This window comes from Bacillus sp. FCW2, assembly GCF_021228595.1.
In the GTDB taxonomy this organism is placed as follows: Bacteria; Bacillota; Bacilli; order Bacillales; family Bacillaceae; genus Bacillus; species Bacillus velezensis.
On the sequence record NZ_CP089436.1, the window covers coordinates 3,650,257 to 3,674,036 of the forward strand.

26 protein-coding genes, 7 tRNA genes and 4 pseudogenes are annotated in these 23,780 nt (G+C 45.6%); 3 read left to right on the forward strand and 34 right to left on the reverse strand.

The genetic code is table 11. From position 1 onward, the window contains the following. Nucleotides 1–16 precede the first annotated feature (16 nt). From K3G25_RS20810 to K3G25_RS18100, 14 genes and pseudogenes are all read right to left on the reverse strand, one after another. Nucleotides 17–382, reverse strand: a pseudogene (locus tag K3G25_RS20810) (BCCT family transporter); the annotation flags it as partial. Nucleotides 383–1,128: 746 nt separating this feature from the next. Beyond that, nucleotides 1,129–1,247 (reverse strand): annotated as a pseudogene (locus K3G25_RS20915) (IS1595 family transposase); the annotation flags it as partial. After that, nucleotides 1,204–1,332 carry a hypothetical protein gene (locus K3G25_RS18045; RefSeq protein WP_223204396.1) on the reverse strand — a complete coding sequence of 43 codons (129 nt, stop codon included), beginning with the start codon at nt 1,330–1,332 and terminating at the stop codon, nt 1,204–1,206. The pseudogene K3G25_RS20915 and the gene K3G25_RS18045, both read right to left, overlap by 44 nt. After that, nucleotides 1,289–1,444: pseudogene (locus tag K3G25_RS18050) on the reverse strand (tetratricopeptide repeat protein); the annotation flags it as partial. The gene K3G25_RS18045 and the pseudogene K3G25_RS18050, both read right to left, overlap by 44 nt. 484 nt (nt 1,445–1,928) lie before the next feature. Further along, nucleotides 1,929–2,453, reverse strand: coding sequence for an NAD(P)H-dependent oxidoreductase (locus K3G25_RS18055; RefSeq protein WP_095061570.1), 525 nt, complete (start codon nt 2,451–2,453; stop codon nt 1,929–1,931). Nucleotides 2,454–2,663: 210 nt separating this feature from the next. Further along, nucleotides 2,664–2,750 (reverse strand): annotated as a pseudogene (locus tag K3G25_RS18060) (hypothetical protein); the annotation flags it as partial. 170 nt (nt 2,751–2,920) lie between these two features. Next, a tRNA-Leu gene (locus tag K3G25_RS18065) sits at nt 2,921–3,004 on the reverse strand. Nucleotides 3,005–3,072: 68 nt separating this feature from the next. After that, nucleotides 3,073–3,154 (reverse strand) — tRNA-Leu (locus tag K3G25_RS18070). A gap of 8 nt (nt 3,155–3,162) precedes the next feature. Then, nucleotides 3,163–3,238: transfer RNA gene (locus K3G25_RS18075), tRNA-Lys, on the reverse strand. A 33-nt stretch (nt 3,239–3,271) separates the two neighbouring features. Beyond that, nucleotides 3,272–3,346: transfer RNA gene (locus tag K3G25_RS18080), tRNA-Gln, on the reverse strand. 11 nt (nt 3,347–3,357) lie between these two features. Continuing rightward, nucleotides 3,358–3,432: transfer RNA gene (locus tag K3G25_RS18085), tRNA-Glu, on the reverse strand. A gap of 19 nt (nt 3,433–3,451) precedes the next feature. Continuing rightward, nucleotides 3,452–3,542 (reverse strand) — tRNA-Ser (locus tag K3G25_RS18090). Between the two features lie 3 nt (nt 3,543–3,545). After that, nucleotides 3,546–3,620, reverse strand: a tRNA-Asn gene (locus tag K3G25_RS18095). A 135-nt stretch (nt 3,621–3,755) separates the two neighbouring features. Then, the gene (locus K3G25_RS18100) at nt 3,756–4,205 is read right to left on the reverse strand and encodes a SprT family protein (RefSeq protein WP_053285489.1); all 450 of its coding nucleotides are present in this window, start codon (nt 4,203–4,205) and stop codon (nt 3,756–3,758) included. A 99-nt stretch (nt 4,206–4,304) separates the two neighbouring features. Between K3G25_RS18100 and cmpA the strand changes: the two genes are divergently transcribed. Next, the gene (cmpA, locus tag K3G25_RS18105; protein ID WP_003156164.1) at nt 4,305–4,418 is read left to right on the forward strand and encodes a cortex morphogenetic protein CmpA; all 114 of its coding nucleotides are present in this window, start codon (nt 4,305–4,307) and stop codon (nt 4,416–4,418) included. A 9-nt stretch (nt 4,419–4,427) separates the two neighbouring features. Here cmpA and K3G25_RS18110 read toward each other — a convergent pair whose 3' ends face one another. The 14 genes from K3G25_RS18110 to acpS form a co-directional block, all read right to left on the reverse strand. After that, nucleotides 4,428–6,587, reverse strand: a complete 2,160-nt coding sequence (locus tag K3G25_RS18110) for a Tex family protein (protein WP_109566718.1) — start codon at nt 6,585–6,587, stop codon at nt 4,428–4,430. A 72-nt stretch (nt 6,588–6,659) separates the two neighbouring features. Further along, nucleotides 6,660–7,262 (reverse strand): phosphoserine phosphatase RsbX, encoded by a 603-nt coding sequence (locus tag K3G25_RS18115; RefSeq protein ID WP_007410234.1) that lies wholly within the window; start codon nt 7,260–7,262, stop codon nt 6,660–6,662. After that, nucleotides 7,262–8,050 carry an RNA polymerase sigma factor SigB gene (gene sigB, locus K3G25_RS18120; RefSeq protein ID WP_003156171.1) on the reverse strand — a complete coding sequence of 263 codons (789 nt, stop codon included), beginning with the start codon at nt 8,048–8,050 and terminating at the stop codon, nt 7,262–7,264. The genes K3G25_RS18115 and sigB overlap by 1 nt, the downstream gene beginning before the upstream one ends. Further along, nucleotides 8,016–8,498, reverse strand: a complete 483-nt coding sequence (rsbW, locus tag K3G25_RS18125; RefSeq protein WP_007609591.1) for an anti-sigma B factor RsbW — start codon at nt 8,496–8,498, stop codon at nt 8,016–8,018. The genes sigB and rsbW overlap by 35 nt, the downstream gene beginning before the upstream one ends. Next, the gene (rsbV, locus tag K3G25_RS18130) at nt 8,495–8,824 is read right to left on the reverse strand and encodes an anti-sigma factor antagonist RsbV (protein WP_003156176.1); all 330 of its coding nucleotides are present in this window, start codon (nt 8,822–8,824) and stop codon (nt 8,495–8,497) included. The genes rsbW and rsbV overlap by 4 nt, the downstream gene beginning before the upstream one ends. 63 nt (nt 8,825–8,887) lie before the next feature. Continuing rightward, complete coding sequence (locus K3G25_RS18135) at nt 8,888–9,895, reverse strand: PP2C family protein-serine/threonine phosphatase (protein WP_007609589.1); 1,008 nt, start codon at nt 9,893–9,895, stop codon at nt 8,888–8,890. Between the two features lie 11 nt (nt 9,896–9,906). Beyond that, nucleotides 9,907–10,308 carry an anti-sigma regulatory factor gene (locus K3G25_RS18140; RefSeq protein WP_232489453.1) on the reverse strand — a complete coding sequence of 134 codons (402 nt, stop codon included), beginning with the start codon at nt 10,306–10,308 and terminating at the stop codon, nt 9,907–9,909. A gap of 2 nt (nt 10,309–10,310) precedes the next feature. Beyond that, nucleotides 10,311–10,676, reverse strand: coding sequence for an RsbT antagonist protein RsbS (gene rsbS / locus K3G25_RS18145; protein ID WP_007609584.1), 366 nt, complete (start codon nt 10,674–10,676; stop codon nt 10,311–10,313). A gap of 4 nt (nt 10,677–10,680) precedes the next feature. Beyond that, complete coding sequence (locus tag K3G25_RS18150) at nt 10,681–11,502, reverse strand: STAS domain-containing protein (RefSeq protein ID WP_003156182.1); 822 nt, start codon at nt 11,500–11,502, stop codon at nt 10,681–10,683. A 117-nt stretch (nt 11,503–11,619) separates the two neighbouring features. Then, nucleotides 11,620–11,970, reverse strand: a complete 351-nt coding sequence (gene ndoA / locus K3G25_RS18155; RefSeq protein WP_003156187.1) for a type II toxin-antitoxin system endoribonuclease NdoA — start codon at nt 11,968–11,970, stop codon at nt 11,620–11,622. Between the two features lie 5 nt (nt 11,971–11,975). Further along, entirely contained in the window at nt 11,976–12,257 is a 282-nt protein-coding gene (gene endB / locus K3G25_RS18160; protein ID WP_003156188.1) for a type II toxin-antitoxin system antitoxin EndoAI, read from the reverse strand. Nucleotides 12,258–12,376: 119 nt separating this feature from the next. After that, the gene (gene alr / locus K3G25_RS18165; RefSeq protein ID WP_021495079.1) at nt 12,377–13,546 is read right to left on the reverse strand and encodes an alanine racemase; all 1,170 of its coding nucleotides are present in this window, start codon (nt 13,544–13,546) and stop codon (nt 12,377–12,379) included. Nucleotides 13,547–13,662: 116 nt separating this feature from the next. Then, nucleotides 13,663–14,670 carry a LolA family protein gene (locus tag K3G25_RS18170; RefSeq protein ID WP_007410230.1) on the reverse strand — a complete coding sequence of 336 codons (1,008 nt, stop codon included), beginning with the start codon at nt 14,668–14,670 and terminating at the stop codon, nt 13,663–13,665. 164 nt (nt 14,671–14,834) lie between these two features. Then, a complete protein-coding gene (gene acpS / locus K3G25_RS18175) occupies nt 14,835–15,200 on the reverse strand; it encodes a holo-ACP synthase (RefSeq protein ID WP_061861876.1) in 366 nt (121 codons plus the stop codon). A 92-nt stretch (nt 15,201–15,292) separates the two neighbouring features. Here acpS and K3G25_RS18180 point away from each other — a divergent pair, with 92 nt between their 5' ends. After that, a complete protein-coding gene (locus K3G25_RS18180) occupies nt 15,293–15,892 on the forward strand; it encodes a rhomboid family intramembrane serine protease (protein WP_003156193.1) in 600 nt (199 codons plus the stop codon). On the opposite strand, the gene K3G25_RS18185 is transcribed toward K3G25_RS18180, so the two are convergent. From K3G25_RS18185 to K3G25_RS18205, 5 genes are all read right to left on the reverse strand, one after another. After that, complete coding sequence (locus K3G25_RS18185; RefSeq protein WP_232489454.1) at nt 15,889–17,355, reverse strand: PH domain-containing protein; 1,467 nt, start codon at nt 17,353–17,355, stop codon at nt 15,889–15,891. The genes K3G25_RS18180 and K3G25_RS18185 overlap by 4 nt on opposite strands. Next, a complete protein-coding gene (locus K3G25_RS18190) occupies nt 17,345–17,824 on the reverse strand; it encodes a PH domain-containing protein (RefSeq protein ID WP_025649968.1) in 480 nt (159 codons plus the stop codon). The genes K3G25_RS18185 and K3G25_RS18190 overlap by 11 nt, the downstream gene beginning before the upstream one ends. Nucleotides 17,825–17,941: 117 nt before the next feature. Continuing rightward, complete coding sequence (gene cshA / locus K3G25_RS18195; RefSeq protein ID WP_014416963.1) at nt 17,942–19,426, reverse strand: degradosome RNA helicase CshA; 1,485 nt, start codon at nt 19,424–19,426, stop codon at nt 17,942–17,944. Nucleotides 19,427–19,756: 330 nt separating this feature from the next. Beyond that, nucleotides 19,757–21,127 carry a UDP-N-acetylmuramoyl-tripeptide--D-alanyl-D-alanine ligase gene (gene murF, locus K3G25_RS18200; RefSeq protein WP_232489455.1) on the reverse strand — a complete coding sequence of 457 codons (1,371 nt, stop codon included), beginning with the start codon at nt 21,125–21,127 and terminating at the stop codon, nt 19,757–19,759. A gap of 76 nt (nt 21,128–21,203) precedes the next feature. Beyond that, on the reverse strand, nt 21,204–22,289 hold the full coding sequence (locus tag K3G25_RS18205) for a D-alanine--D-alanine ligase (RefSeq protein WP_029974096.1): 1,086 nt from the start codon (nt 22,287–22,289) through the stop codon (nt 21,204–21,206). A 153-nt stretch (nt 22,290–22,442) separates the two neighbouring features. On the opposite strand from K3G25_RS18205, the gene K3G25_RS18210 reads away from it, so the two are divergent. Further along, on the forward strand, nt 22,443–22,760 hold the full coding sequence (locus tag K3G25_RS18210; protein ID WP_003156200.1) for a thioredoxin family protein: 318 nt from the start codon (nt 22,443–22,445) through the stop codon (nt 22,758–22,760). On the opposite strand, the gene K3G25_RS18215 is transcribed toward K3G25_RS18210, so the two are convergent. Continuing rightward, nucleotides 22,757–23,650 (reverse strand): cation diffusion facilitator family transporter, encoded by an 894-nt coding sequence (locus tag K3G25_RS18215; protein WP_007410221.1) that lies wholly within the window; start codon nt 23,648–23,650, stop codon nt 22,757–22,759. The genes K3G25_RS18210 and K3G25_RS18215 overlap by 4 nt on opposite strands. Nucleotides 23,651–23,780 lie beyond the last annotated feature (130 nt).

Sequence of the window (23,780 nt, forward strand, 5' to 3'; positions counted from 1 at the left end):
TATCAAATCCACATTATACAAGCGTATAAACGGTCCAAGCATGCAGTCCCAGAATGTATAGCGTAATGCTTCTCTAAAGTCTGGGGGTTTCTGTTTCACCTGATGGAGAGCTAACGGCATAGTGGATGATTGGTTCAACTGTACCTTAAAAGACTAGACGAATATCCATACCAGCGCCAAATAACATTGTAAACCAGGAAAGAAGGATGAAATTCAGTTTTTTCGCTGGTTTCCTTAACTTATTTTTGCCGATTGGACTAAAAATAATACAAAAAGCAACAAAAAGAGAAACATCCAACAGATAATACCAGCCAAAGCGGTTAGTGATATATCCGTGGGCTGTGGTTGGTATTTTCTGCAGACTATTTGGAGAAATGATTCCCCTTCATACAGCTCTATTGTGAATATTATCACAATCGAAAAAAAACTTTTATTTCTTCAAAGGATCCTAAACCTATATTTTAGTTCTTCCATTACGTCTTCCAATATGTTTATTATAAGATTGAGGTCGTTCCTAAGAATTATTTACTGATTCTATCTTTATTACCCCGCAATCAGGTGAAACAAAACACTATAAACGTAGCATACCTTTTTAAAATCTGACAAGCCCAACAGGGTGATAGAAACCCGGCTAAAGCCAAGCTAGTCAATGGATAGAAGAAATTTTTTTGTTTTTCCCAAGGAATAACCGTCTGCGTTTAACCTAGCCCAATTAGAAAGAAAAAGAGCAGGAGTAATCCTGCTCTTTCATTCAAAACTTTAATTTGTATGAAGAATGTCGTATACCTTTTCGACTTTCTTTACCTATTAATCAGTATACAGACTACAACAGAAATAAGTAGCACCGGGTATGAAATAATGGATGCATATAATCAGGCCAATCACCGACAATTGAATTTATTGCATGACACCTAACAAAATTATTTTTTAAATCCAGCTGGAAATAAAGAAACATTTCTTAGGTAATGGTTTTATTTTTGGTAAATCGACATGTATTTGTTTCCCCTTCCCTGTAATCCAAATGTTTCGATATGAACATTTAATCCTTTCATACATTTATCACAATTTTAACAAACTTTTAACTGAACTGGGTAAGTTGAACAAGGATTAAACATTGAATTTTGACAATCACAAACTGTCATATGTGTCCGTCATATCAAAAGAATCTCTTTAAGGTGTTGTTTAGTGCTTTCGTTACGGCGACTATCGACAAATAAGAACCAAGCAAAGTATTGTCCAGATAGTTTGAGTATTTTGATCACTTTGCAAATAAGTTATTGAAAATACACTACCTAAAATCACTGCAGCCAATAGACACCGGCTGATTTTCATCAATAATCTCCCCTTTTTTATTTTTCGTAGAGAGCATTAAGCTTCCTCGTTCATGAAAATAATCAGCGACTTCAATCGAAAAATTTTCAACATCAGCAAACATTTTCCTCGAAGTCTTGGTATTCTTCCTTGCTTAGCAGCACTTTCTCTGCTTTGGCAAATTGGAGTTTGAGGCATTAGTAACTACCTATAAAGATGAAAATATTTGTGCGATGTCTACTGCAGATGACTTACTTTAGGTAAGTGGGCAGTTTGTGGGCAGTAGATCATTTAAAAATAAGCACAAGAAAATACCAAGGATCTCTCTATTACCCTTGGTAACATTGATGCGGCCGAGAGGACTTGAACCTTCACGGGTCATTCACCCGCTGGTCCCTCAACCTAGTAAAAGCCTATCATGAGTTACAAAAGCTTTTATTCAAAGCATCTGTTTATTTTATTTATACTTATTTTCATCATTTTTCATGAATTCTGAGCACAAACTGGGCACCTATTAGAGACCAAGGAAATCTACATTTCATCAAGAAATATGTACTCATCGCCTTGCTGTAATTAGTTTCACATCATTTATTTCAGCTTTCCTCGCGTATACCGGATCAATGCTCAGCTTTAAGATAGTCAACCAATTTCTCCGCACTGTTCTTAACATCTTCTTTTGAAAGATGAAGTGTCCCATATTGTGTAAAGGCAGGAAGAAAACGCATTCCTATATAGTTAGCAGTGACTTGAAACGGTCTGATAAGCTCGCTGATCGTGATATTATATTCTCCGCCTGCTTGATAATCAGATTCCTGTGCGCCTAAGGAGATAGCTAAAAGTAGTTCTTTTCCATGCAATTTAGTACCTCCAGTTCCATAAGCCCAGCCATGTGTTAACACATCATCTTCCCATTGTTTGAGTAACGCGGGACTGCTATACCAATACATTGGGAACTGAAAAACGATACGCTCATGATCTAACAGGAGCTGCTGCTCTTTTTCTACATCAATGATAAAATTAGGGTATTCACCGTACAGGTCATGAACCGTAATGTCATTCTCTTGCTTTAAACGATTCATCCAGGTTTTGTTGACAACAGACGTTTCCAACTTAGGGTGTATAACGATAACTAATGTTTTCATTTGACTGTTATCCTTTCTTCGCCGATTAGTTATTATTGCTTTGTGATAAAGAATTGGTTCTAATTTTAAAATAACAACTTATTTACACCTATTTTATCCTTTTTCATGAATTCAGGGCAACTAATTGGACACCGATTACATTTATAGCCAAAAAAAGGCTTAACCTTTTAAAAAAGATTAAGCCTTTTCAGTACCTTTATGCCCCTGCCCTATTATCTCGTGTCTAAATTCTAATAGCTGATCATATAACAAGGCATCTTTGTTTTCCTCCATGCTTAGCAATACTTTCTCTGCTTTTGCAAATTGGAGTTTGAGGCATTAATAACTACCTATAAATGATGAAAATATTTATGCGATGTCTACTGCAGATGACTTACTTTAGGTAAGTGGGCAGTTTGTGGGCAGTAGATCATTTAAAAATAAGCACAAAAAAATACCAAAGGTGGTTAAACCCTTGGTATCATTAATGCGGCCGAGAGGACTTGAACCTCCACGGGTTATTCACCCACTAGGCCCTCAACCTAGCGCGTCTGCCATTCCGCCACGACCGCGTGCTATGAAGCTGTCTTTCCACTAAGCATATAAGCTAGTGATGATGATCAGCACTTTGAAAAGAAAGTGCGGGTGAAGGGACTCGAACCCCCACGTCGTAAGACACTAGATCCTAAGTCTAGCGCGTCTGCCAATTCCGCCACACCCGCGTGACAAGTGGTGAGCCATGAAGGACTCGAACCTTCGACCCTCTGATTAAAAGTCAGATGCTCTACCAACTGAGCTAATGGCTCGCTCTAAAAGTGATTCAAAAATTTTAAATAAAATGGCTGGGCTAGCTGGATTCGAACCAACGCATGACGGAGTCAAAGTCCGTTGCCTTACCGCTTGGCTATAGCCCAACGAAGGTAAATGGTGACCCGTACGGGATTCGAACCCGTGTTACCGCCGTGAAAGGGCGGTGTCTTAACCGCTTGACCAACGGGCCGTCTGGTTGAGAACTTATCTGGCGGAGAAGGAGGGATTTGAACCCTCGCGCCGCTTACGCGACCTACACCCTTAGCAGGGGCGCCTCTTCAGCCACTTGAGTACTTCTCCATATGGCTCCACAGGCAGGATTCGAACCTGCGACCGATCGGTTAACAGCCGATAGCTCTACCACTGAGCTACTGTGGAATAATCAGACTTTCTTCATTATAAATGATGCGACATATTGTGTCAAGAAGCAACATTTATTTTTTTGAGAAAGTGTCGTTGTCTCTCAACGACTTTTATAATTTAACATAGAACATTAAAATGAGTCAAGCCTTTTTAAAAAATTCTTTTGATTTTTCCTCTGCACTTTCCGCAGGCATATCTTTCCGGGTTCATTGCCCGCTTCTTTATATACTGTTGGCCGCAAGCCGCGCATCTATACATATATGTTTTCTTTTGTGTCTTTTTGGTTTGCAGCGGCGTGCAGAATCTCGGCGCTCCGACTTTCTGAAGCAGGTCTCTGAAGTCTTTGTCTCTGTGCTTGTACCCTTTTCCCTCAAGATGAAGATGATAATGGCACAGCTCGTGTTTGATGATTCCTATCAGCTCGCTCTGCCCGTGTTCGATCAGATATTTGCGGTTTAATTCGATGTTATGGGAAGACAGCATGTACCGGCCGCCTGTCGTTTTCAGCCGGTCATTGAAGAAGGCTCTGTGACGGAACGGCTTTCCGAAATCTTGTGCAGAGATGTCTTCCGTCAGCTTTTGAAGTTGTTCGTTATCCATAAGTGCACCCCGCTTTAAAAACATTGAACGGGACAATTCACCGTTCGCATACAATGAGTTAAAACCGACCTCTAACTAAAAGCTGAGGAGGAATGAGCCATGCCGAATTGGCTGATGAAACAAATGCAAAAAGCGTTTTTAGAAAAGGATAATTACCAAATCAAACTGCTGAATCAGTGCTGGTATTTCTACAGAAAAAAACACTGCTCGTAAGCAGTGCTTTTATTTTACCATAGACAGCGACACTCTGCCTTTTTGCACGTCCACCCCTTCGACCCATACGGTGACGATGTCTCCGACCGATACGACGTCGAGAGGATGTTTGACGTATTGATTGCTCAGTTTTGAAATGTGCACAAGCCCGTCCTGTTTGACGCCGATATCGACGAAAGCGCCGAAGTCTACAACGTTGCGGACGGTGCCCTGCAATTCCATTCCTTCCTTTAAATCCTCAAGCTGCAGAACATCTTTTTTCAGCAAAGGCTTCGGCACTTCGTCACGAGGATCTCGCTCCGGCCTTGTCAGCTGCCCGCAAATATCCGCAAGCGTAATTTCCCCTATACCGAGCTCTTCAGCCGTTTCAGACAGCGGCAATGCGCTGATTTTCTCTTTTGCGTCCGCGCTTCCGATCTGATCCGCAGTGAGCTGCAGTTTTTTGAGCAGCGCCTTTGTCTCTTTATAGCTTTCCGGGTGTATCCCGGTGCGGTCGAGCGGCTCCGATCCTCCGGGCACTCTCAAAAAGCCGATGCATTGTTCATATGTTTTTGCGCCGAGACGCGGGATTTCTTTCAGCTCTTTGCGATTTGTAAATTTGCCGAGCTCTTCCCTTTTTTTAACGATATTGCCGGCAACGGTTTTGGATAACCCGGCTACATATTGAAGCAGCGCGGCTGATGCTGTATTGACATTCACCCCGACTTGGTTGACGACGGTCTCTACGACAAAACGGAGTGATTCATTTAAATGCTTTTGGCTGACATCATGCTGGTATTGCCCGACGCCGACGGATTTAGGTTCGATTTTCACAAGCTCGGCCAGCGGGTCCTGCAATCTCCGCGCGATGGAGACGGCGCTGCGCTCTTCGACCTGAAAATCCGGAAATTCTTCACGGGCGATTTCTGACGCGGAATACACGCTTGCTCCGGCCTCATTGACGATGACATAATAAATGTCCCGCTCTGTTTCTTTCAGCACATCAACGACGAATTGCTCTGTCTCCCGTGATGCCGTGCCGTTTCCGATCGCCACAACCTCGACTTCGTACCGGTCCAGCAATTCTTTGATTTTTTTCCGGGCTTCCGCTGTCTTTTTTACGGGAGCGTGCGGGTAAATGACGTCGATTTTCAACACTTTTCCCGTCTCATCAACAACTGCCAGTTTGCACCCCGTACGGAAGGCCGGATCGACGCCGAGCACAACTTTCCCCTTCATCGGCGGCTGCAGCAGGAGCTTACGCAGGTTTTCAGCGAAAATATGAATCGCCTGCGCGTCTGCTTTTTCTGACAGCTCTTTGCGGATATCGCGCTCAATAGCCGGCTGGATCAGACGTTTGTAACTGTCCTCAATGGCTTCTTTCAGCGTTTCTTTCACAGGCGTTTCACGGTGTTTGATGATTTGCTTTTCTAAGTAAGTTTTTATCTGATCGGCGGGCGGTTCGATCGCAATCTTTAAAATGCCTTCTTTTTCACCGCGGTTCATCGCAAGCACTCTGTGAGGAACGACCTTTTGGATCGGCTCTTCGTACTCGTAGTACATTTCATAGACGTTTTTCTCGTCATCTGCGGCTGACTTGCCTGCCGCGGAAGTGAGAATTCCTTTTTTATACGTTTCCTGGCGGATCCACTTTCTGAAATGAGGATCATCCGAGATTTGTTCGGCTATGATGTGCTTCGCGCCTTCAATGGCTTCCTCTCTTGAAGCGACTTCTTTTTCTGTACTGATATATTGATCAGCGATGTCGTGAAGACGGTTTTCTTTCGGGAGAGAAAGAATATAGTCCGCAAGCGGTTCAAGGCCTTTGCTTTTGGCGACGGTGGCTTTTGTTTTCCGTTTTTGTTTGAAGGGACGGTATAAATCCTCGACTTCCTGAAGCTTGACCGCTTGTTCGATTTTTTGCTTCAGCCCTTCCGTCAGCTTGTCCTGCTCTGAGATCAATCTGATGACTTCTTCTTTCCGCTGCGTCAGGTTTTGTATGTATTGCCACCGCTCGGAGATTGACTGAATCTGCACCTCGTCCATTGAGCCGGTCTGCTCTTTTCGGTACCGCGCAATAAACGGGACGGTGTTGCCGTCTTCCAGCAAGCGGATGACACTTTCGACATGTTTTTGGGATAACGCTGTTTCTTCAGCAATTTGTTTTTTCAAAAGGGCTAACGTTTCCATATCACAAAAGCCTCCATCTCTTCATTCTTTCTCTAGTGTATCAAAAAACGGCGGAACATAAAAAAAGCAGCCTTACGATAAAAGCTGCCCTAGAATATAGGTCAAATCATCACGTCTGGATGTTGTGTACGGATGAAGTGATTTTGATATATCTTCTATTGAGTGTCCCTGCTTTAAGCAGGTGCGGATATGCGGAACCTCAAGCCCATCCGTGTAGATGATGAACCTCGCCCCTTTTTCGTATGATGACGTATACGTTTTGTATCTTTGCGGTTTGCCTGAGAGGTAACCCGAAATCGGCAGCGGATGAAAGACTTCGCCTGATGGGGAGTGCAGGAAGAAACGGACGTTGCCGATCGAGCAGTATGTCAATTCCCTTTTGATGAAATTGATTTTTAAGATGGAGGCAGTCGCCCCTCTTTTGTTTTTCATCGCTTGATTGCAGCGCTCAATGATGCTTTCCACATCCTCATCCGCATACGTTTCCACGATGTCTTTAATGGCTGACGAGGATTCATTGGCAAGAGATCCGCTGCCGAGACCGTCCGCTACCGCGCAAACTAATTCTTCTTCATTCGCCTTCATAAAAAAGCTGTCGCCGCATATGGACTTGCCTTCTTTATTTAATTGGTATACAAGAGTTTGAACATGTTCATTTTCTTCAACCTGAATCATTACATTAGCTCCATGGAGGGATCTCCAATCAAGGCCTCTCTCAGTTTTTTCACCGCTTTCCGCTGCAGGCGCGAGACGTGCATTTGAGATATTCCGAGAATGTCCCCTGTTTCTTTTTGGCTTTTATTTTGCACAAATGTTAGATCGATAATCTGTTTTTCGCGGTCGGACAGCACATGAAGCACGCTTTTGATCATCATCTGCTGGTTGACGCGTTCGTATCCTTCCTCCTGCGAACCGACGATATCTAAAATCGTGACGGTGCTTCCGTCCGCATCCGCTTCGATGCTGTGATCGACAGACAGCGCCTGATAGCTTTTTCCCATCTCCATCGTTTCAAGCACTTCCTCTTCTGACACATCGAGAAAGGCTGCGATTTCTTCGACTTTCGGCGACCGCTGCGTCTCTGTCGTCAGCTGATCCACCGCCATTTTAATGCGCGGCCCGAGTTCTTTAATCCGTCTCGGAACGTGTACGCTCCATGTTTTATCTCTGAGGAAGCGTTTGATCTCGCCGATGATGGTCGGAATCGCAAATGCTTCAAAGGATTTGCCGACCTCGGGATCATACCGTTTAATGGCTCCGAGAAGTCCGATCATTCCGACCTGGCGGAGGTCTTCGTGAAAGCTTTTTCCTTTTGAATATTTCTTTGCCAGCATTTCGACGAGATTGGTATACACCTCGACGAGTGTTTCCTGGGCTTCTTTATTATCATGTGTTTGAAAGTCGCGTATGAGCCGATCAACTTCATCTTTAGTTAGTTTCGTAGTTTTTGATGGTTGTGCCATGATCAACTCGCTCCCCATTTAAATACTTTGTCATCGCCACGGTTACGCCAGAGTTGCTTTGAACTTTGACTTCATCCATGAGCGTTTCCATTAAATACAGACCGAGCCCTCCTTCTGACAATTGATCGACTGTGTGTGAAGGTGTGTACGGCCCGAGATCCTGCTGCTTTTGATCAAAATCAAAGCTGTCTCCCTGATCGGCGACAATGACCTCCAGCCGATCCTCAAACACACCGAACCGCACGGATACTTCTCCCTTATTTTCATCGTTGTATGCATGCTGGACAGCGTTTGTACAAGCTTCGCTGACAGCGATTTTTAAATCTTCAATGTCATCATAGGTATAGCCCATTCTGCTTGCGACCCCTGATAACGTAAGCCTGACGATTCCTACATATTCCGGTTCGGCCGGAATTTTCATCTCTATATAATCAACTGATGTACTCATTGCACGCCACCTTCTGACTTTGCCGAAATGTCGATGATGTCCTTAAGCCCCGTAATTTCAAACAGACGGACGAGCCGGTCGGAAAGATTCTCAAGCTTCAGAGAGCCGCCTTCCTTGCTCACCGTTTTAAACACGCCTACAAAAACGCCTAAACCCGTACTGTCCATATAGTTTACATCTTTTAAGCAGATTCTCATGTCCTTCCCCTCGTTTGCCAGGGGCATCAGCTTTTCACGAACCACCGGAGCTGAGTATACATCGATTTCTCCAGCGATATTGATTTGTATATCTGAAAGATTCTCCTTCATATCTACCGTTAAATTCATCGTATCACCTCTGAAAGTTATCCTTACTCGTGCTAATGGCTTTTTACCCGTGCTGCTGTTTTTTTAAACCTTTCTTTTCAAAACAATTAACGTAAAATCGTCATGAAGCTGAAAGTCCTGGAGTCTCAGCAGGCTGTCGTAAATATTTTTGACCATATCCTGCGCGGAGCAGTCCATATGTTCTTCCAGCATGCGCTGAATGTCGCTGCGTTCTAAGAAACCGTTTTCGGTACGGCATTCGGTGACGCCGTCAGAAAAAAGAACGATCATATCTCCTTCGTCCATGTGCTGTTCATATTGGCTGTAATCAAAATCCTGAGAAATTCCCAGCACCAATCCTTTTGCCTCCAGATCATAAAACTTTTTTTCTTTTTCAGAGTAGTAGAAGCCCGGTTCATGCCCCGCAGAAGCATATGTAAATTGGTGATTTTTCGTATTGTAGTTTGCGTAAAACATGGTGATAAACATGCTTGAGTCCACGTTCTGTTCTACAACGCGGTTAAGATTTTTCAGCACTTGGGAGGGGTGAATGCCGGTCTCCGGAAGAGAGTCCATGGCATACTTGATCATCGACATGCACAATGCGGCGGGTATTCCTTTTCCGATGACATCGGCTATCGCGATGTTAATCGATTCCTTGTCTTTGACAAAGTGATAATAATCCCCGCTCATCTGTTTGGCGGGGACGCTGATTGCCCCGATATCCAGATCTTCTTCTTCAGGAATTTTTGTGCCAAGCAGCGTCTGCTGAACATTTGCGGCAATTTCAATTTCTGAACGAAGCTCCTGCTGGATATCTCTCAGACTTTGATGTTCCTGATAAGCCATCCCGTAGCCAATCATGACTTCTATTAAAAAATCCAGCGAATGAAAAACATCTTCCGGCAGATCCGGATACAGTTCCTTTACTACTTTTCGGTGGATGCTGATGATCTCCTCCGGAGGAACCTGATGTTCAATCGTTTTTCGGCTGAATTTTTGGGCTTGATATAAAGATGTTTCTGTTAATTCGGCTATATATCGGCTAAGCAGCTGATGATACCGCTGCTCTATAACCTCCCTGAAATCCACGTTCTAACCTCCTACCGAAGCCATTTCACGGCTTGAATCTCTGTTCCTTCCTCTGCAACAGATTGCAGGCTGAATTCGTCCATCAGCCTTTTGACGCCCGGAAGTCCCGCTCCCAGTCCGCCTGACGTTGAAAAGCCGTCTTCCATCACTTTACGGATGTCGGGGATTCCGGGTCCTTTGTCTTCTGCTATAATTTTAAGGCCTTTTTTCCCTCTGTCGTTTACTTGTTCTATGCTGACCCGGCCCTTGCCTGCATATAAGTAAATGTTTCTGGCCAATTCTGAGATAGCCGTCGTGATTCTGGCCTGGTCCACCGTGCCGAAGCCTAATTCCTTCGCAACGTTGCGGCCAAGCTGTCTGGCGGCTACGATATCCCATTCTGTCATGATTTTCACACAGGATTGGTCGTTCATCGCTATTCCCCCAATTCCCGCTTCAATGTCTCAAGCCCTTGCTCTAAATCGAGCGCCGTTTCAATTTCCTCAAGTGAGATTCCGAGTTCAATCAATGTGACCGCCACAGCCGGCTGAATTCCCGTCAATACGACATTTGCGCCCATCAATTTAGACATGGTGATGACATCGCCGAGCACTTTCGCGATAAATGAATCGATCATGTCAACGGATGTCAGGTCAATGACGACCCCGTTTGCGCCGGTTTCATAGATTTTGTTCAGCAGATCTTCTTGAAAATGCAAAGCTGTCTGGTCGTCAAGTTCCCATTGGATGGATACCAATAAGCAGTTATACAGTTTCAGGATCGGGATTTTTGGATGTCTCACAATGTTATTCCCCCAATGAAACGATTTTTCGATTTGTCATTTCAAGCGCTGTTTGAATTCCTTTTTGAAGGGTATTCTTCGTAATAACCTGCGACAAATCAATTCCCAGATTAACGATCGTCTGCGCAATCTCCGGACGGATTCCGACGAGCAGGCATTTCGCGCCGACAAGCCGCACCGCTTCTGACGCCTGGATAATATGGTGCGCCACCATCGTATCAACGACCGGCACGCCCGTGATATCAATTAATACAACCTGTGAACGGTGCTTCACGACGCCGTTTAACAGATTTTCCATAATGTGCTTTGCACGCTCCGTATCAATCGTCCCGACAAGCGGCATGACCGTTACATGCTCAAATACCGGGATCAGCGGAGCCGACAATTCCTGAAGCGCGATTTTTTGCAAAGTAACCGTTTTTTCCCAGGAGATAGAATACTGATTTAAAATTTCCGTGTTGATCGGATTGAAAAAGCTGTCTATTTCCAAAATCAAATCTGCTCTGTCCTGATCGGCCATATTAAGGTCGACCATCGTTTCGTAAAGCAGTTTCCAAAACTCTGACAGGGTGGCTGAAAGAAGTTTCAGTGACAGACCGAGCTGAACGGCGCGCAGTGCGAGCTCACTGATCTGCTCTTCCGTAGCCTCGTCATTTTTAGTCGATAATAAAAGAATGTCTATATAGTCTTTACAAATATTTTCACATATGTGATTCGTAAGCTGATAGTCTTCCTGATTGCCTACTTCTTTTAGTTTGGCTGTCCAAGTATCAAGCAGTTCATCATGCTGATCAATGATGAACTGATACACTTTCTGATTCGACATGGGTTTCACTGACCTCCCGACACAAAACAACAAATTTTGTTTGATTATCTCTTTATTATAGCGCTTATGTTTTTCGAAAACAAAAAAAGTTGCTCTATATGAGCAACCAAAATATGACTAAAAATCAATGAGTGCCAAACTGATTTGCAGGGCTTCATCAACCTTATCCATCATTTCATCATCCAGATGAGTTATTTTATCCGTTAATCTTTGCTTGTCAATCGTCCGAATTTGCTCCAGCAAAATAACGGAATCTCTTTCAAAACCGTAGCGTTTTGCATCAATTTCGACGTGGGTTGGTAATTTCGCTTTCTGTATTTGGGCTGTTATGGCTGCAACAATAGCAGTCGGGCTAAAGCGATTTCCGATATCATTTTGGATCACTAAAACCGGGCGTACGCCGCCTTGCTCTGAGCCAACAACAGGAGATAAATCAGCAAAATAAACATCGCCGCGCTTTACAATCAAAATGATTATCCTCCGCTGACTAAGCGCTCAACGGTCGTTTCTGCTTCGCACTCAGCATAGTGAGCCTCAGAAGAGATATTCAAGTTGATTTTCGCCATTTCCATATACCCGCGTCTCATCAAATCACGGTTATGGCGAGTTGTCCGTTCGCTGACATACGCTCTCACTGCTTGTGATATCAGTTCGTTTCTGCTTCGTTTCTCCCGCATCGCTACACCATCCAATTCAGCTACTAAGTTTTCGGGCAAGCTGATTTTCATTTCGGTTCTTGCGCTGGATTCAGACAAAAAACATACACCTCCACCAAACTTACGGATACGACCAATTCATCCATCCAGACATAATGATACCATTATTCAAACGTCAAGCAAAGCTGTTTTATAAATTCTCTTTTTCCGGATGACGGCTACTTGCTTGTATTATCTTGCAGTAAAGGATTTCTTACTTCCATTATACTCTCATTTTCCAAAAACATACGGGGAACGCGGGAACTAATGGTACAAGGGACCTCGTAATTAATCGTCCCAAGCCGCCCTGCGATTTCATCCATCGTGATCGTTTCTCCCTTCTGGCTGCCGATCAGGGTGACTTTGGTGCCCGGCGGATAAGATTGATCTAATTCGACCATCAATTGATCCATGCAGATTCTTCCCGCGATGTTCATCCGTTTGCCGCCGATCAGCACAGACGTGCCGCTCAGCTTGCGGAGCCACCCGTCTGCATAGCCGATGGGAACCGTTCCGATCCATTGATCCTTCTCTGCCGTATATGTTGCGCCGTAGCTGACGCTTTCCCCTTTGCGGATCTTTTTCACATGGGATAAAACAGAGTGCAGCGCAAAAGCCGGTTTTAATTGAAACGGAATTTCGCTTTGGATGTCAGCAGAAGGACGAAGCCCGTACATACTGATGCCGAAACGAACCGCGTTAAAAAAGCCTTTTTTAAGACGAAGTCCGGCAGCGCTGTTCGCGCAGTGCACCATCAATTCTTTTAAAGGAAGCGGAGCGATCAATTTTTTAAAGCGGTCAAACTGAAAGAGGAAATAATCTCTGTTTTTCTCATCCGCGGTAGCAAAATGGGTGAATACGCCTTTACAGACTAAACCGGGATTTTGATCGAGGATTTTTAACACGCTTTGGATTTCTTCCTCCGTTTTGACTCCGAGTCTGTTCATGCCGGTGTCGACTTTCAGATGAAACGGCACTGTTGCACTTCCGAGGTGGCGCGCAGCTTCCTGAAGCCATTCAACAGAATATCCCGTGAGTGTTACGTCATACTCGGCAGCTGCTTGTACATATTCGGGCGGCACGGCGCCAAGCACGAGAATCGGCGCTGTAATGCCCCGTTTTCTCAATGAAATCGCTTCATCCAGTATGGCTACGGCAAGACAAGAGGCACCCGCTTCAAGCGCGGCTTTCCCAACTTCCAAATCTCCGTGACCGTAAGCGTTCGCCTTTACAACCGCCATGAGATGGACGTTTTGCCCGATGTGTTTTTTCATATGCGTGACATTTTCTTTAATCGCGGACAGGTTGATTTCCGCCCACGTTTCTCTGTAAAAGGATGCTGTGTTCATTCGATACACTTCCTAGCATTATTTTCAATTCATATTGTTATTATCATACTAAAATTATTCTGTAAAGTGAAATGGAATCAAAAAAGAGACCGACAGCGGCGGCCTCTTTTTTGACGTTATTTTGACGACTGTCCCTGCATGCTTTTGGCGGCGGCCACCATTTCATCTTTTGTCAGATCCTGTGATGACAGAAGATAATCCACTCCGTCATATGTCCACGTTAAAGACGTATCAGATAATGCGGCCACCGTGAAGCCGAGATTAACCGGTTCGCCTTTCAGCGTGACGGCAGAGGCGGCTTTTGCGATATGGGCTTTTTCTTGAATAAGGGTGAATGATTTTTCTCCGCCGTAAGTCATGACGATCCGTTTGCCGTCCGCCGTTGAAATATCTTTCTCTTCAAGCTTTTTGACGCCGGCCGGCACTTGAAGCGGTGTTTTGACCGCAAATGAATCAGACGGCTTGGCGCTTGTGGCGACGTCCATCTGGGAAAGCGTCATATTTTTCTTCTCGTCAAAAGAGTCTTTATCAAACGGTTTGTTGAATTCAAAGCTTTTGAATTCGACTTTTACCATCACTTTCCGGTCTGTATCCATAACTTTAACGAGCGACGGGCTCATGTCCTTTTTGTTGAAAGTGATTTCCTGAGTCGGCAGCATTTTGTTGTGCTGATAGTTTGTTTTTGTTTCAAACGTGTACTTTTTATCTTTGGCGGAATAGACGGCGTCTTTGTCATGCTGCACGTCCTTTACAAGTGACTCAAACAAATATACTTGGCTGCTGTTATTCGGCCAGTCGCTTTGGAATCTGAAGCTCTTATTTAAAGACGGCGTGAGGACAAAGACTCCGTTGGCGTTCCGTAAAATGACTTGGTTTTGGTCTTTTTTCGGATTTTCCAAATAGACCCGGTACAGGGAAGGTTTTTTATGCCAGATTTCCACATTGTATACTTGCGGATCACTCCCCGTTTCGATGGTCATTTTGGCTTTCGCTTTGTACGAGGTGTATTCTTTCGCCTTCTTATCTAAACCGTTCACGATATCTTCCTGTGATTTTTGGCCGCAGGCCGAAAGAATAAGGACGGCAAGCAGTCCCGTTAAAAGCAAAACAAAGCTTTTTCTCACCTTTTTTCAACCCCTTCTTCTCAATTGATGTAAAGGGAAGAAATCGCTTGTTTGACTTTAACGGTACGCCCTGAACGGACGGACGCGTACCATAAAAGCCTCAAACAACTTGTCTCCCTTAATGCACTATCAAATATATGAAGGGGTTTCGGCTAATATGCAGACTAGCGTGACAACCTTTCAATCACGACCTGTGCCGCGGCGTATTCTTTTGTATGGGTAATGGAGACGTGAACCGCCGCGCCGTCAAGCTTGGCGCAGACCAGCACAGGCTTTCCCGCCGTGTCGTTTCCGGTTTCAATATCCTGAAAGCTGAGCTCTTTGCCGATACCTGTGCCGTATGCTTTCGAAAAGGCTTCTTTTGCCGCAAATCTTCCCGCGAGAAATTCAATTTTCCTTTTGTCCGACAGCAATGTAAAACGGGCGTATTCAGCCTCCGTCAATATTCTTTTGGGAAACCTCGCCTGCCGGCTGAGCATGTTTTCAATTCTGTGCAGTTCAACGATGTCGATTCCGATTCCGAAAATCATGTGAATTCCTCCTAAAAGTCCGTACTAAAAAACGGTTTATGTCATAAACGTGTTACTATATATGTAACAAATCAGATGCAAAGGGGCTTGCGATGTTTATACGAACGGAAAATTTCCAGACTTTTATCAGACGTTATCCGGCCGTCAGCTGTATCTTGGCGCTGCAGGCGTTCTTATGGCTGTTTTTCAGTATGCCGCTTCATTCCGTCATGATGTGGTCAGATGCTGTGACCGGCTATAATTACGGCGTTTCCTCGGGAGAATGGTGGCGGCTGGTGACACCGATGTTTTTACATGCGAATTTCACTCACCTTTTGTTTAACTCCATGTCTCTCTTTTTATTCGCGCCCCCGCTTGAGCAGATGCTCGGAAAAGTCCGTTTTCTGATTGTGTACATCGCATCGGGCATCATCGGCAATATCGGCACGTATCTTGCCGAACCGCTTGATTATGTGCATGTCGGCGCATCCGGCGCGATCTTCGGACTTTTCGGCGTGTATGTGTTTCTGACTGTTTTCCGCAAGGAGCTGATCGGCCGGGATCAGTCGAAAATGATTATGACCCTGCTTATCATCGCGGTGCTGTCGACGTTTATCAACTCTAATATTAACATTATGGCGCATTTGTTCGGACTGGCAGGCGGATTTTTGCTTTCCTTTTTATGCGTGCAGCAAAAAAAGCGGCGGTATTAACCGTCCGCTTTTTCATATGAATACCAGCGCCCGATGCGTTCGGCATCTTCCTCGCTGACATCCTTCAGCATGACAAGCTCCATGTGGTGAGCTGATTTCACTGCGGTAGCCACAGATGCGAGCCGCCTTCTTTTTTGCAGAAAGGAGCGGCTGACTTCAAACATCTGCATTCTTCTTCTCAGCATAATCGTGGTCGTCTTCCCGATCAGCCTCGTGGTGATCTGAAGCCTGCCGCCGTTTATGCACCATGACGCTGTCCTAAACGAAGCATATCCAAGCACCAGTTCGACAGGAAGCACAAGCAGCGATGCATATCCCCACGGCTTAAACAGAATACAAAGCGGGATGATCACGAAAACCGAGAAGATTATAGATCGGAATAAATACCGGCGCAGCGCCCTTTTCGGCAAATGATTCCGGTTTTCTTCCAGCACGTAATCCGGTGTGAAACGATTTAGCATCACACCGAGCTTTGATTTGCGGATGATCGGAAACAGAATCGTCTGTGCTCCTTCTTTCTCATTCCCCGCACTGCCGGCGCTGACAATCGCAACCGTCGCGTATCCGAATAATTGCCTGATCACATTTTCTTTCATTTTAATGGCTTGGATTTTACGGAGCGGGATTGTCACTTGATGCTTTTCAATAATTCCTCTGGTAATAACCAATTCGTGTTCCTTTTTTTCTATTTTAAAGTTGGCATGCTTGATCATCATACCGGCGATGCTTAACAGCCAGGCGATGAACAATCCTATGAAAATGATCACGGCGTATATGCCGATGCTCGCATGCTTGAGAAAGGAAAACCTGTCATAGAGCCAGTCCATCGGAAGTACTTCATCAATCTGAGAAAAGAGGGCGAATACCGCTGAAATGATGACACCGATTCCCCCGGATGTTGAGGCGGCCATAAGCAGCTCACCTACAGACAGGCGGTAAACGGATTGCACATCTTCCCCGCTCATCGGCTCCTGCTCCGCTGCAGTCTCCCCTCGTTCTTCTTGCTCCGCTTTTTGCTGAAAAACAGCCGCTCTGATCCGTTCCGCCTCTTCCACAGTAATGGCGGATAAGACGGCCTCGGCGTTTTTCCCGTCGCCGGCCGTTTCGATTTGAAGCTTAACAAGCTTAAAAAGCTGCTGAATGATGCCGGCACTCGTATTCATTGATTGAATCCGGTCAATGGAGATGTATCTCTTTTTCGTAAAAAACAAGCCTTCTTCAATTCTGAATTCTCCGTCCTCAATCCGGTATGTAAATTTTCTCCACTCGATCACACTAGCCGTAATCAGCCAGATAAGCAGGACGGCGAGCGCAATGCCTCCGTAAAAGCGGATGAAGTGGTTGGAGTTTACAATATAGACGAGAAAAAATGGCAGAATAATGTTTTTAATGGTTTCGATAATAATATGGAATAAGTTCAAAATCACGGCCGCCGGATGCAGACGTTTCGGCTCAGACATCATCTTCCGTCACCCTTGCCAGACGGGAAATGGAATCCCTCAGCCGGTCAGCTTCCTCCATATCAAGCGCCGGAATGGAATGAACGGTTGCCGCCGTGGAGATTTTGACTGAGGCCAGACGGTACTTTCTGAGGAGCGGGCCTTGTGAAGTATCTACGTGCTGCACCCTCACCATCGGCACAATGACCCGTTTGACAATAAAAATGCCGGATTGAATATCAATTTCATTTTCATGGACTTCATAGCGCCAGATCCTGTGCCTGATTTTCGGTATGGCATAGACGGATATTACTGAACCGATAACCCAAATGATGCCGAGGACTCCGGTGATCCAATACGGCCAATGGAAGAAATGGCTTAAAACAGCTGCTGCTATAACGGCCAGAAGACAGAAGGCGGACAGGATGATTTCCTGAAGACGCCAGACTTTTAAGCCGCTTGGACTGATTCGATTTTTTGGCTGTGCTCTCAACATACCTACCTCCCATTTTTTATCATACATACAAATACGGCTGATTTGCAAAAAAGATTCACTTTCCGGCATATCAAAAAAAAAGCGGACCCCGTAAAAGGGTCCGCTTCCTGTGTTTTAGTATGATTTTTTCTGGCGTCTGTCACCTGAAGAACGGCGGTCGCTTGAGCGTTTTTTATCGTAGGAAGAACGGTTGTTGTTTTTCCCTTTGCCGCCGCGGTAGCCGCCGCCTTGGCCGTCTCTGCGCTTAGAAGTACGCTGGTTTTTATAGCGTTTGCTGACCATAGGCGCTTCATCAGTGAGGCGTACAGGCGTGCTGTCCGGCTCTTTTGTCGCCATTTTAATGGCTGCAGCCACAACTGTCACTGCATCATGATCTTCTAACAATTCCGCAGCTGCCGTCATGTAGAAGTTCAGGTTGTTTTCGCTGATCGCCGTGCGCAGACGGTCAACCGTCACCTGCTGCTGTCCTTCTAATGCTTCGTCAAGCGTCGGCTCTTTCATGCGGTCCATTTTGCGTTTTGTCGTTTGTTCAATCGCGCGAAGCATGCTTTTCTCACGCGGTGTGATAAACGTCATCGCCATACCCGTTTTTCCTGCACGGCCCGTTCTTCCGATACGGTGAACGTAACTTTCAGGATCTTGAGGCACGTCAAAGTTGTAAACGTGGGTAACGCCTGAGATATCAAGTCCGCGGGCGGCAACGTCAGTCGCTACAAGCACTTCGATCGCACCTTCTTTAAACTTGCGAAGCGCAACCATACGTTTCGCCTGCGTTAAGTCGCCGTGAATTCCTTCAGCCGCATATCCGCGAAGGTTCAGGGCTTCAGCAAGCTCATCGACACGGCGTTTCGTACGTCCGAATACGATCGCAAGTTCCGGAGACTGAATGTCAAGAAGACGAGTCAGCGTATCGAATTTTTTGCGCTCCTGCACTTCCAAGTAGAACTGCTGAATGTTGGACACAGTCATTTCTTTCGCTTTTACTTTTACGTGTTCCGGCTCAGTCATGAAACGCTCTGCGATCCGTTTGATCGGCGCAGGCATTGTTGCTGAGAATAAGAGCGTTTGGTGGTCGCTCGGCACGTTTGAGAGAATGGATTCAATGTCATCAATGAATCCCATGTTCAGCATTTCATCAGCCTCATCCATGACAACCGTGTTCACGTTATTTAAACGGATCGTGCGGCGGTTGATATGGTCAAGAAGACGCCCCGGCGTACCTACGATGATATGCGGGTTTTTCTTCAATGCGCGGATTTGACGTCCGATATCCTGGCCGCCGTAAATAGGCAGTACTTTCGCACGCTTATCTTGTCCGATTTTATATAACTCTTCAGATACTTGAATGGCTAATTCACGGGTTGGCGCGATTACGATTGCTTGAATATTAGGAGACTCGGGGTTCATTTTTTCAACAAGGGGTATACCGAACGCAGCTGTTTTACCTGTACCTGTTTGCGCTTGTCCGATGACATCTTTATTTAAAAGTCCGAGCGGAATCGTTTGTGCCTGGATCGGTGTTGCTTCTTCAAATCCCATACGATTGATTGATTTCATGAGATCAGAACTTAATTGGAAATCTTGAAACGTTATAGTCAAATTATTCAAACTCCTTCTGATTGCTGTTTCAGTAATGTCGTGATTTACCACTAAAAACCGCCCTTTCATCCAAAGGACAGGATCATACGTATACAAAGCCCGAATTACTTTACGTTTAATCTTACCATTACACTATGTGTTTTTCAATAAGGCGAGATGGTCAGGCGGCCGGAAGCGGCCTGACCGGATTCTTCCCGCGAACGGGGCCGGACCCCGCGCCGGACGGGATTTCCCAGCCGGCGGTCTTTCTTTTTCATACGGACAGAATTATTTCACCCTGAATTAGTTTCTTCATTTTTGTATATTTTTATGATGCTGATCAGTATTTTTTCAGTGCTTCTCTAATAAATCTTTAACGATTTCTTCGAGCTTCATACCTCTCGATGCTTTAAACAGAAGGAGATCGCCGGAAGCGGCCATTTCCTGTATGGCGTGAAGCAGTTCTTTTTTGTCAAGATAATGGCTGACGCGCCCTTCTTTAAAACGCCGGCGCGCTCCGTCAGCGATGAATGCGCCGAGTGTGCCGTAAGTAAATACATGGTCGATTTCCGCCGGATTGATCGCAGCTCCGCATTCTTCGTGGAATGCTTTTTCTTCATCACCAAGTTCAAGCATATCACCGAGCACGAGCATTTTCTTCCGATAGCCTTTCATCGTTTCGATTAATTCGACCGCCGCTTTCATTGACGTCGGGCTCGCATTATATGCGTCGTTTACGATCGAGATGCCGTTGTCCGTTTTGACCAGTTCCAATCTCATCCCCGTCACCTTCAGGCGGCTCAGTCCCAGAGCGGCATTTTCCGGCGTAATGCCGAAATAGATGCCGGCGGCGTATGCGGCCATGGCATTCATGACATTATGTCTGCCGAGAACGGGAATAAAGAAAGAACGGCCGATTCCGTCGATATTGAAGTACGTGCCTTCTTCCGCCTGTTTTATTTCTTTCAGGCGGAGATCATTGTCCGCGCCTGCGCCGTATGTCGTTGTCCGGCAAGTGTACGTCTTTTCGCGAAGCAGCGGCTCATCCCCGAAATAAAACAGAACGCCGTCTTCCCGAAGTCCGTTTATAATTTCAAGTTTTGCCTCCGCAATTCCTTCTCTTGAGCCTAAATCCTGCATGTGGGATTCGCCGATATTGGTAATGACGGCAGCTTCCGGTTCAGCAAGACGGCTCAGAAAATCAATTTCGCCTCTCGCGCTCATTCCCATTTCTAAAACGGCGATTTCTGTATCTTCAGGCATGGCAAGCACGGTCAGCGGCAGGCCGATATGGTTGTTGAAATTGCCGGCGGTTTTGTGAACGCGGTACTGCGTGCCGAGAACGGCGTGAAGCATGTCTTTCGTTGTCGTTTTTCCGTTGCTCCCAGTCACCCCGATAACCCGTGTGCCGAGCTCTTTCAAATAAGCTTTTGCCAATGTTTGCAGCGCCTCCAGCGTGTCATCGACCAGGATGACAGCACGCTCTTCCGGCGGATTCGGTTCAGAGCGGTCCCACAATACCGCGGAAACGCCTTTTTCGAATGCTTGCGGCACAAAGGTGTGGCCGTTAAAATGCTCGCCTTTTAAAGGAATGAACAGCTGATTTTTTTCCAAAGTCCGCGTATCGGTTGCGGCGCCCTCAATCATTGTTTGTTCAAATACGGGATTTGTCAGTGTGCCTTTGACCATGTCTGCGATTCGTTTTACAGTTCGCTTTATCAAAGGTGGCACCTCGCTTTCTGAAAATGTTGTCTGTTACGGGAAAAGACACTGCCCCTTCAGGCAGTGTCCGTCTTCATTAAAATGTATGTTTAATCAGCTGTTTTTCGGCATGGCGTTCTTTTGCCAGCTCAACCAGCTGTTCTATCAGATCACTGTAATCTACGCCTGCTTCTTTCCAAAGCAGCGGGAACATGCTGAATGGCGTAAAGCCCGGCATTGTGTTCACTTCGTTAATGAGCACTTGACCGTCATTGGTCAGGAAGAAATCGGCGCGGACAAGGCCTGATCCGTCAATCGCTTTGAAGGCTTTAATCGCCATCTCGCTGATTTCCGCATATTGTTCATCCGTCACTTGCGCGGGAATCATTAAATCCGTGTCGCCGTCTTCATATTTCGCCTTGTAATCGTAAAAGTCGGTTTTCGGCGCGATTTCACCGACGGCGGAGCATTTCGGTTCGTCATTTCCGAGTATGCCGATTTCGATTTCTCTTCCGGCGATTCCTTCTTCCACCACAATTTTCCGATCATACTCAAAAGCCAGTTCGAAGGCTTTTTCAAGCTCTTCGCGATTTCGGCATTTGCTGATTCCGACGCTTGATCCGAGGTTCGCCGGTTTGACGAAGCATGGATACCCAAGCTCCTCTTCAACCTGCTGTAAGCAGCTGTCCGGCGTCTGTTTCCAGTCCTTTTTTAAGAAAGCGGCGTACTTCGCCTGCGGAAGCCCCGCTTGAGCGAACAAATGCTTCATGATGACTTTATCCATGCCGGCTGATGATGCAAGCACCCCGTTGCCGACATAAGGAACGTTCAGCAATTCCAGCAGACCCTGAATGGTGCCGTCTTCACCGTTCGGTCCGTGCAGAAGCGGAAATACGACATCGATCGGCGCCTTTTCGTCAGGCGACGCTTCAGGAAACATTTCCCGGTTCAATGCTGATAGAGCGAAACTTTCACCGTTTTGTTCCAGCTGAAGCATTTTCACGTTGGAAACCGGCTCAGTCAGCAGCGGGCCTCTTTGCCATTCTCCTTTTTCAGTGATGTAAATCGGATGTATATCAAACTTCTCAGTATTAAGCGCTTTTGTTACAGCTAATGCTGTCTGCAGCGATACATTGTGTTCGGCTGACTTTCCGCCGTACACCAATCCTAGACTTGTTTTCAATGGATATTCCCCCCACAACAATTCATCTTTACTATCTTATCACTTTCCTCAGAAAATGATCTAATTATTTTTGGGCATTCTGAATATGAAAGCATTTGTATGTAATTCCTTTTTATTTTATATTAAAATGGCATGGAAAAGGAGATGTGTCATATGAAAAAAATCAGTACAACAGAACAATTTAATGAACTTATTCAATCCGACAAGGAAATCATCGTGAAATTTTTCGCTGACTGGTGCCCTGACTGCACGCGCATGAATATGTTCATCGGCGATATTTTGGAAGAATATAATCAAAATGATTGGTATGAACTGAACAGAGACGAGCTCCCTGAGCTTGCCGACAAATATCAGGTAATGGGCATACCGAGCCTTCTGATCTTTAAAAACGGCGAAAAGAAAGCGCATCTTCACAGCGCAAACGCGAAAACGCCCGAAGAAGTCACAGAGTTTTTATCACAGCATATTTAATTCGTTTCACGATCTTTGTTTATGACTTCAGGCTCTACATGAACATGGACATGAGTCACATCATGTTCATGTTTTATTGCATATTCGACCTCATCGGCTACTTCGTGGCCTTCTTTCACAGACAGTCCCGGATCTACCGTAATGACCATTTCCACATGAACCGTGCTCCCCAAATACCTTGCTTTCACATCCTTCAGCCTGCTGACCTCTTTTATTTCTTTCACTGTGTGTTTATACGGCTCCAAATCTTTCAGATCAAATCCGTCTGTCAATGAGTGGGATGCATCTTTGAAGATGTCCCATGCCGTCTTACAGATGATGATTCCGATCAGAAAAGCAATAACCGGATCAATCCACGGCAGATGAAGCCGGGCCGTTAAGACGCCTATAAACGCCCCAATACTGACATAGGCGTCAGAACGGCTGTCTTTCGCCGCCGCATGAAGGGCAGAACTTTTAACCCGATCCGCAAGTCGGCTGTTATATACATACATGCCGTACATTACAATCGCGCTTCCGAGCGCCGTCCATGCCGCAATGAAGCTCGGCTCGGCCTCCGTTCCGCTGACAATCGCCTTTGCTCCTCCGATCAGCACTTCAATACCGACCGCCATCATAATAAAAGACGCAATTAATGAAGAAATTGTTTCAGCCCGATAATGTCCGTAAGCATGATCACTGTCCGCGGGGCGCTGGGAAATCCGGAGCCCGATCAGCACAGCCAGTGATGCGACAATATCCGTGGCATTATTTAACCCGTCCGCTCTGAGCGCTTCGGAATGATAAATAAGACCGATCACCAGTTTGACGGCGGCAAGGATGAGGTACGCGGCGATATTAAGAATCGCGCCTTTTTCGCCCCGTTTTAAGTTTGCCGTTTGATCATTCATGTAAGGACTCCTCCATTCTCATTCATAGTATGGATGGAAAAGCGGAAAAATAGCAGCTTTGATCTGACAGAAACACAATCAATTCGACAGCATTATTCCCCGGGAAACTTTTTGTCGAAAAATTGGCGGT

Excerpts from the sequence above, each read along its gene's own strand:
- K3G25_RS18185 (WP_232489454.1), bottom strand. The coding sequence starts at position 17,355 with ATGATGTCTGAGCCGAAACGTCTGCATCCGGCGGCCGTGATTTTGAAC.
- cmpA (WP_003156164.1), top strand. The coding sequence starts at position 4,305 with ATGCCGAATTGGCTGATGAAACAAATGCAAAAAGCGTTTTTAGAAAAG.
- acpS (WP_061861876.1), bottom strand. The coding sequence starts at position 15,200 with ATGATTTTCGGAATCGGAATCGACATCGTTGAACTGCACAGAATTGAA.
- rsbW (WP_007609591.1), bottom strand. The coding sequence starts at position 8,498 with ATGAGTACATCAGTTGATTATATAGAGATGAAAATTCCGGCCGAACCG.
- K3G25_RS18110 (WP_109566718.1), bottom strand. The coding sequence starts at position 6,587 with ATGGAAACGTTAGCCCTTTTGAAAAAACAAATTGCTGAAGAAACAGCG.
- K3G25_RS18115 (WP_007410234.1), bottom strand. The coding sequence starts at position 7,262 with ATGATTCAGGTTGAAGAAAATGAACATGTTCAAACTCTTGTATACCAA.
- K3G25_RS18055 (WP_095061570.1), bottom strand. The coding sequence starts at position 2,453 with ATGAAAACATTAGTTATCGTTATACACCCTAAGTTGGAAACGTCTGTT.
- sigB (WP_003156171.1), bottom strand. The coding sequence starts at position 8,050 with ATGGCACAACCATCAAAAACTACGAAACTAACTAAAGATGAAGTTGAT.
- K3G25_RS18140 (WP_232489453.1), bottom strand. The coding sequence starts at position 10,308 with ATGAACGACCAATCCTGTGTGAAAATCATGACAGAATGGGATATCGTA.
- K3G25_RS18100 (WP_053285489.1), bottom strand. The coding sequence starts at position 4,205 with ATGGATAACGAACAACTTCAAAAGCTGACGGAAGACATCTCTGCACAA.
- K3G25_RS18210 (WP_003156200.1), top strand. The coding sequence starts at position 22,443 with ATGAAAAAAATCAGTACAACAGAACAATTTAATGAACTTATTCAATCC.
- K3G25_RS18215 (WP_007410221.1), bottom strand. The coding sequence starts at position 23,650 with ATGAATGATCAAACGGCAAACTTAAAACGGGGCGAAAAAGGCGCGATT.
- K3G25_RS18150 (WP_003156182.1), bottom strand. The coding sequence starts at position 11,502 with ATGTCGAATCAGAAAGTGTATCAGTTCATCATTGATCAGCATGATGAA.
- alr (WP_021495079.1), bottom strand. The coding sequence starts at position 13,546 with ATGAACACAGCATCCTTTTACAGAGAAACGTGGGCGGAAATCAACCTG.
- K3G25_RS18180 (WP_003156193.1), top strand. The coding sequence starts at position 15,293 with ATGTTTATACGAACGGAAAATTTCCAGACTTTTATCAGACGTTATCCG.
- K3G25_RS18045 (WP_223204396.1), bottom strand. The coding sequence starts at position 1,332 with ATGAAAATCAGCCGGTGTCTATTGGCTGCAGTGATTTTAGGTAGTGTA.
- rsbV (WP_003156176.1), bottom strand. The coding sequence starts at position 8,824 with ATGAATTTAACGGTAGATATGAAGGAGAATCTTTCAGATATACAAATC.